Source organism: Salinivibrio sp. HTSP (assembly GCF_003390965.1).
In the GTDB taxonomy this organism is placed as follows: Bacteria; Pseudomonadota; Gammaproteobacteria; order Enterobacterales; family Vibrionaceae; genus Salinivibrio; species Salinivibrio kushneri.
On the sequence record NZ_PXUD01000049.1, the window covers coordinates 84,158 to 90,977 of the forward strand.

Genomic DNA, 6,820 nt, shown 5'->3' on the forward strand with positions numbered 1-6,820 from the left:
GCGCCGCGATAACTGTCGCGGCGTTTTCAGTTAGTCCTCGTTATGTATCTCTAAGTTCGCTAGCTCTTGCTGCTGCTCGCGTACCGTTTTCGCATCGTCGTTACGCAAGCTTTGTATATACTCGAGATAAGCTTGATCGACATCTTGAGTGACATATTCACCACTGAATACGGATGTCTCAAAGCGCTCAATAGCTGGGTTCGCTTCGCCAACCGCCGCCACCAAGTCAGACAGATCTTGGTAGACCAAACCATCTGCACCAATCAGTTGACCAATTTCATCAACTTCACGGCCATGGGCGATCAGCTCGTTGACACTGGGCATGTCGATGCCATAGACGTTAGGAAAACGCACTTCGGGAGCGGCTGATGCCATATACACTTCTTTTGCTCCCGCCTCGCGCGCCATTTCGATAATTTGCTCCGAGGTGGTGCCGCGGACTATCGAGTCATCGACCAACAAAACGCGCTTGTCTTTAAATTCAGAACCAATGGCATTGAGTTTACGGCGCACCGATTTCCGACGCATTTGTTGCCCAGGCATAATAAAGGTCCGCCCGACGTAACGGTTTTTGACAAAGCCTTGGCGGTAAGGCTTACCCAGCACTTGGGCAATCTCCAAAGCGATGTCACAGGAGGTCTCTGGAATTGGGATCACCACATCAATGTCAGCGTCATCCCACTCACGTTGAATTTTAGCCCCCAGTTTTTGGCCCATACGAATACGCGCGCCGTATACGGAAACCTTATCGATAAAGGAGTCAGGGCGAGAGAAGTAGACAAATTCAAAGATACAGGGGTTTAAACTCGGCGTATCCGCACATTGACTGGTATGCAGTTGACCATCCAGCGTGATATAGATAGCTTCACCGGGTGCCACATCACGGACAAAATCAAACCCGACCGCATCCAACGCCACTGTCTCCGACGCCACCATGTATTCAGTGCCCGCCTCCGTATCGCGCTTACCTAAACAGAGTGGCCGAATGCCTTTAGGGTCACGGAACGCGATCACACCATGACCAATGACCATGGCCACGACCGCATAAGCCCCCGACACTTGGCGATGCACCGACGCCACCGCGGCAAACATATCGTCAACCGTTAATGGATGCGATGTCGCGGTTGATAACTGGTGGGCAAGGACGTTAAGCAGGATTTCAGAATCAGAGGTGGTATTAAGGTGACGACGATCTTTCTCGAATAGCGACTGACGCAAGTCTTGGGCATTGGTGAGGTTACCATTGTGCGCCAGGGTAATACCGTAAGGCGAGTTGACATAAAACGGCTGCGCTTCTGACGCACTCGAACTCCCCGCGGTTGGATAACGCACATGCCCAATACCCACTTGGCCTTGTAAGCGCTGCATATGCTTAAGTTGAAACACATCCTTTACCAGACCATTGGCTTTTCTAAGCCGGAAACGATTGTCGTCAATAGTGACAATCCCGGCCGCATCCTGTCCCCGGTGTTGTAGCACCGTCAGTGCATCATAAATGGACTGATTGACCGGGGTGTTACCAACGATTCCAACTATACCACACATGTCAGCGATTCCTTGTTACGCGAATATCATCCTAAGATCCGGCGATCTCAGGTAAGAAACTGGAACTGTTCTCGAGATAGTGGAAAAACCATTCAATCACTACCGCAAAGTTAGGAATAAGTTGCGACTGCCCCCATGCTTGGGTGTGAGCGACCGACGTGAAGGCATCCAGGAAGAAGAGCATCGCGGCAATAATGAGTACACCACGCACACTTCCAAACACCATACCCAGCACCCTATCGGTACCAGACAACCCGGTTTTCTCTACCAACTGAGCAATCACATAATTGACCACCGCCCCCACTATTAAGGTGGCAATGAACAATAAGGCTATTGCGCTACCATTACGAATAACGGCATCTTCAATATTGGTCAGGTAAACCGCCAGTTGCGTATAAAACTGACTGGCGATAAAAAACGCACCAAACCATATCACCAATGACAATGCTTCTTTAACAAAGCCTCGAATCACACTAACTAGCGCCGAAAAACCAATGACGCCAATAATGAGGTAATCAATCCAATTCATCGTATTCACTTGCTCGAGACGTGCGCATTCTAACAGAAAAAATGCTCACGCAAACGTTTTCTTATTGGGTGAGTGGGTCAAATTTACGCAATTGACCCTTCAATCCTGTCAAAGATTGCAAATCAGTCAGTTGCGATTCTAACGCCGATTTGGAGACGTGAGGCCCCACGACCACCTTGGCTAAATCACCCGGTTGGATGGCTTTGGGTAAGATATGAGCTTGGTAGCCTTTTTCGCGTAATTGCTTGACCAAACGTCGGGCGTTGTCTTGGTTGCGAAAAGTGCCAAGCCGAATCATCCACGCCCCTTCTTGAGCACTGGCTGACGAAGAGGCGGTGTCACTAGACGCCGGTTTAGGCGCAGGCTCGTTGTCCAATTCGTTTGTCTGACGCTCTTTTACCTTGGTGTCTGGCGCGTCCACCTCAACCACTTGTGGGGCTTTAATCGGTGCTTGGCTCACCTCACTATCAAAATCATCCCGTAGTGGGATACTTTCATAGCTCTCTTGATAATGCTCTTTTTTGCCATCAAGCACATCTGGCAGCACTATCACCCCGATAGACACCAACACCAAGGTACCCACGATTCTTTTTTGTAACTTACTGGCCACAATGACTCCGTTTTAGTTAAGCGCGCTTATTACCTGCCCAACGGTATGAAACGACCCAAATACGACCACACAGTCTCGCGCAGGTTCAGCATGTTTTAATGCCTGCTGATAAGCCTCACTGGGTGATGCAAACTGTTGTGGTGCCGGCACAGGCAAGCTGTCGGCGGGTGCACCTCGAGGCACAGATAACGATGCCGGATACCAGTGATCCACGATTCCGTCCAAGCAGGCTAAGGTACCCGCCATGTCTTTATCGGATAGCATGGCCACCACCGCATGCACGTGTCCGCCGCGTTCCGCTTTGCACTCAGCCAACTTCTCTGCCAAATAAGCGGCCGCGTGCGGATTATGAGCAACGTCAAACACAGTGTAAGGCGCATTGGCAACAACCTGCATTCGCCCGGGTACCGACACCGAGGCTAACCCGTCAGAGATGTGTGTGTCTGCGATCTCCAGCTCGGCAACCCCCAAAGCCATCAAGGCAGTGGCGGCATTTTGTAACGGTATTGCCGGGATAGGCAACGCCGTCAGCTCAAACGCCCCTGCCGCCCAACACCAGGTATTATCCGTGAGCGTATATTGATATTGATAGCCCAGCTGGTGTAGCTCGGCGCCAATGCTGTCAGCATGTGCAGCCACGCTCGCCGGTGGGGAGGGCTGACCGCAAACAGCGGGTTTACCTGCTCGGAAAATCCCTGCTTTTTCGTAGCCGATTTGGTTAATGTCATCCCCTAACCAATCACAGTGATCGAGCGCGAGGCTGGTGATCACCGATACGTCATGCTCCACTACGTTGGTGGCATCGAGGCGTCCACCTAGCCCCACTTCTAAAATAACCACGTCCAGCGAATGCTGCTTGAACAAGTGCAATGCGGCCAAGGTGCCGAACTCGAAAAAGCTCAGGCTCGTGTCACCACGCGCTTGTTCAATCGTCGCGAACGCTTCGCTGTGCGCGGCATCGTCTAGCCGTTCGCCATTAATGCGCACGCGCTCACTATAGTGAGTTAGATGCGGGGAGCTATAGACACCGGTGCGATAACCCGCATGCTGCAAAATCGATTCTAGCAGCGCACAGGTTGTGCCTTTACCATTGGTTCCCGCGACGGTAATCACTGTCGGCGCTGGCTTAGTCAGTTGCGCTTTTTCGGCCACTGCCGCGACGCGTTCAAGGCCAAGATCGATGGCACGGGTATGGATGCTTTCGAGATAAGACAGCCACGTCGTTAAAGAGGACGTGGCTGTTGGGTGTTGTTGTTCAGACATTGGCTTGGTCAGTTACTCCATGATGGGTAAATGATACCAAGGATAGCGCCGTGGGACACGGTCAATTATTGCTCTTGAGAAGGCTGTGCCGCTTCAGGCTCAAGATCAGGCTTGCCTTGTTCTACATCGACCACCAGTGGTGAGTGACGATTATTCAATTTGGCAAGCAGACCCGCTAAGCGTTGACGCATTTCTCGGCGATCGACAATCATGTCAATCGCACCATGCTCAAGCAAAAACTCACTGGTTTGGAAATCTTCAGGAAGATTCTCACGCACGGTCTGTTCAATCACTCGGCGCCCCGCGAAACCGATAATCGCTCTAGGCTCGGCCACATTGATATCACCTAACATGGCAAAACTGGCCGTCACGCCACCGTAAGTCGGGTCGGTTAATACTGAGATAAACGGCAGGTTATGGCGGGAAAGGCGTTCCAATGCGGCACTTGTTTTGGCCATTTGCATCAGTGACATGAGCGCTTCTTGCATACGCGCACCGCCACTGGCAGAAAAACACACCAAACCGCAGTTATTGTCAATCGCCGCATCCACGGCTTTAACAAAGCGAGCGCCCACAACGGCTCCCATCGAGCCACCCATAAATTTAAACTCAAAGGCGCAGGCCACCACGGGCACATCAAACACGCGGCCTTTCATAACCACCAGGGCGTCTTTTTCGCCACTTGCTTTTTGCGCCGACGCTAAACGGTCTTTGTACTTTTTCGAATCGCGAAACTTCAACACATCTTTGGGTTCAAGCTCACTGGCAATCTCTTCACGCCCGTCTTTATCCAAAAACACGTCGAGCCGGCGGCGTGCTGGCATGCGCATATGGTGTTCACACTTTGGACAGACTTCCAAGTTACGCTCGACATCCGCGTGATAGAGAACTTGATCACACGACGTGCACTTGGTCCACACGCCCTCTGGAATCGACGCCTTGCGTGATGAACCAATATTACTTTTGGTTAATATTTTTTCTAGCCAGCTCATGGACAACCTTTACTTAGTGATAGCTCTCGCGGACGGACAACTATCTTGGATTCGTAACAAATTAGACCGAATTAAATCACAAGTCTGTCAGACTTGGGATAAAAAACTGGTACTACCTATTCTTTCTCCGTGCTTTATGAGTACAGCGTACTTGCCGCCACAATCACCTAATCCGGCAAAAACAGGGGGCCAATGGGTGAACGAGGCAACCCAAATGTTTCGGGGTAGTCTACGTCAACCAGATACAAGCCTTCAGCTTTCGCGGTCGCAGCCGCCTGGGTACGATCTTTTTGTGCCAGCAACCAAGCCATCCACTCAGGCGGCTGCTCTTGACGACCGACCGTCATTAAGCTCCCCACAATATTGCGAACCATATGATGCACAAACGCATTGGCTTTAATATCAATCACGATAAAGCGTCCTTGACGGTTGACCGATAAATGCATCACATTCCGCCAAGGGGATTTCGATTGACACTGAGCGGCACGGAATGAGGAAAAATCATTCTCCCCAAGGAGATACTGACCCGCTCGATGCATTAAGGTTTCATCAAGTTCAGCGTGATAGTGACTGACTCCCTTGGCTAAGATCGCCGGGCGCAAGGGATGATTATAAATCACATAACGATAGCGTCGCGCGGTCGCACTAAAACGGGCATGAAACTCGTCTGTCACAGGCTTCGCCCATCGCACCGCAATCGGATCCGGCAAGTTCGCATTGACACCCATGGTCCAAGCTTTTAATGGACGCTGATTATCAGTGTCAAAGTGCACTACCTGTCCTGTTCCATGCACGCCAGAGTCGGTACGTCCCGCACACTGTACGGCGACAGGATGATTGGCAACCGTCGATAAAGCACGCTCGAGGTGTTCCTGTACACTGGTGACTTCTCGTTGCCTCTGCCAACCGTAAAACTGAGCGCCATCATACTCAATGCCTAACGCGAATCTCATGCCCTGCCTTCTCGTTACTCGTCAATAAGGCGCCGCATTATACCCATAAAGCCCTCGAGTTGCAGGTGAAAAGCGCGTGCTTGGCCATCACTGCCGCCATAAAGAAACAGGCAGCATTCGCTACCTGTTTTTTCACTACCTCAGCTGTTCTAGCAACTGACGTGCTTCTTGCTGCAAGGCCTTGTTGCCCGACTGCATCACTTTTTCGAGCAAAGAAATCGCCCCATCGATATCGTTCATTTCCAAGTACGCTTTGGCAAGGTCAAGATTCGTCGATGCTTCAGTACTCGCGGTATCACCATCCACATCAATGGCACTGATATCTTCTAACACATCAGGAAACTCATCTAAACCCACATTCAGATTCATTTCCGCTTTATCAGGATCAATATCTGGCGTAGAACCATCATCTCGCATGAGCTCCTCAATGCTGATGTAGTCATCTTCTTCTTGCTCTTCACCAATCAGCTCACTCTCTGCTTCTCCCTCACTCAGAAGATCCTCATCTAAGGCTTCCTCGAGTTCAAAGGTTTCCAATGACGCCGGATCGATGGCGGGCTGTTGACTCCAGTCTTCACTCTCTGCTTCAGGCTCAGGTTCATTATCAGCCTGCCAAACCGCCGCTTCTTCATCGGACAGTGAGGAAAGATCCAGTGGCGTGTCATCGTCTGACTCGGAGAGCAATGCCTCCATGTTTAAGCCACCCACTTGGTGATCGTCATCGTCGAGATCGCTGATATCTCGCTCATCACGCTCAGGCGTTTCCTTGGCGACGTCACCCTCTTGCTGCTCATCTAAATAAGATTCTAGCTCTCGCTGCTCTTCGAGCGCAGCGCTTAGTGCGTCGTCTTCGCCAAACTCGCCCAGCTCATCAAGCGAGAAGGAGTCAAACTCATAGTCACGCTCATTGCTTGGCTCTGGCTCTGGC

General features: G+C 51.1%; 7 protein-coding genes. All 7 read right to left on the reverse strand.

Features of this window, described 5'->3' with window-relative positions:
* Window positions 1-30 precede the first annotated feature (30 nt).
* A complete protein-coding gene (gene purF / locus C7A19_RS10235; RefSeq protein WP_077484712.1) occupies window positions 31-1,545 on the reverse strand; it encodes an amidophosphoribosyltransferase in 1,515 nt (504 codons plus the stop codon).
* Window positions 1,546-1,576: 31 nt separating this feature from the next.
* Window positions 1,577-2,074 carry a CvpA family protein gene (locus tag C7A19_RS10240; protein WP_069362063.1) on the reverse strand — a complete coding sequence of 166 codons (498 nt, stop codon included), beginning with the start codon at window positions 2,072-2,074 and terminating at the stop codon, window positions 1,577-1,579.
* A gap of 61 nt (window positions 2,075-2,135) precedes the next feature.
* A complete protein-coding gene (locus C7A19_RS10245; RefSeq protein WP_069362064.1) occupies window positions 2,136-2,684 on the reverse strand; it encodes an SPOR domain-containing protein in 549 nt (182 codons plus the stop codon).
* Window positions 2,685-2,696: 12 nt separating this feature from the next.
* The gene (gene folC, locus C7A19_RS10250; protein WP_116644831.1) at window positions 2,697-3,947 is read right to left on the reverse strand and encodes a bifunctional tetrahydrofolate synthase/dihydrofolate synthase; all 1,251 of its coding nucleotides are present in this window, start codon (window positions 3,945-3,947) and stop codon (window positions 2,697-2,699) included.
* A gap of 65 nt (window positions 3,948-4,012) precedes the next feature.
* Window positions 4,013-4,939 carry an acetyl-CoA carboxylase, carboxyltransferase subunit beta gene (gene accD / locus C7A19_RS10255; protein ID WP_077607637.1) on the reverse strand — a complete coding sequence of 309 codons (927 nt, stop codon included), beginning with the start codon at window positions 4,937-4,939 and terminating at the stop codon, window positions 4,013-4,015.
* 167 nt (window positions 4,940-5,106) lie between these two features.
* Window positions 5,107-5,892, reverse strand: coding sequence for a tRNA pseudouridine(38-40) synthase TruA (gene truA / locus C7A19_RS10260; protein WP_077484702.1), 786 nt, complete (start codon window positions 5,890-5,892; stop codon window positions 5,107-5,109).
* A gap of 135 nt (window positions 5,893-6,027) precedes the next feature.
* A partial coding sequence (locus C7A19_RS10265) for a FimV/HubP family polar landmark protein (protein WP_275937828.1) occupies window positions 6,028-6,820 on the reverse strand: 793 nt, incomplete at its 5' end.

What these genes read in the sequence shown, in the direction of transcription:
- truA (WP_077484702.1), bottom strand. Translation starts at nt 5,892, where the DNA reads ATGAGATTCGCGTTAGGCATTGAGTATGATGGCGCTCAGTTTTACGGT.
- purF (WP_077484712.1), bottom strand. Translation starts at nt 1,545, where the DNA reads ATGTGTGGTATAGTTGGAATCGTTGGTAACACCCCGGTCAATCAGTCC.
- folC (WP_116644831.1), bottom strand. Translation starts at nt 3,947, where the DNA reads ATGTCTGAACAACAACACCCAACAGCCACGTCCTCTTTAACGACGTGG.
- C7A19_RS10240 (WP_069362063.1), bottom strand. Translation starts at nt 2,074, where the DNA reads ATGAATTGGATTGATTACCTCATTATTGGCGTCATTGGTTTTTCGGCG.
- accD (WP_077607637.1), bottom strand. Translation starts at nt 4,939, where the DNA reads ATGAGCTGGCTAGAAAAAATATTAACCAAAAGTAATATTGGTTCATCA.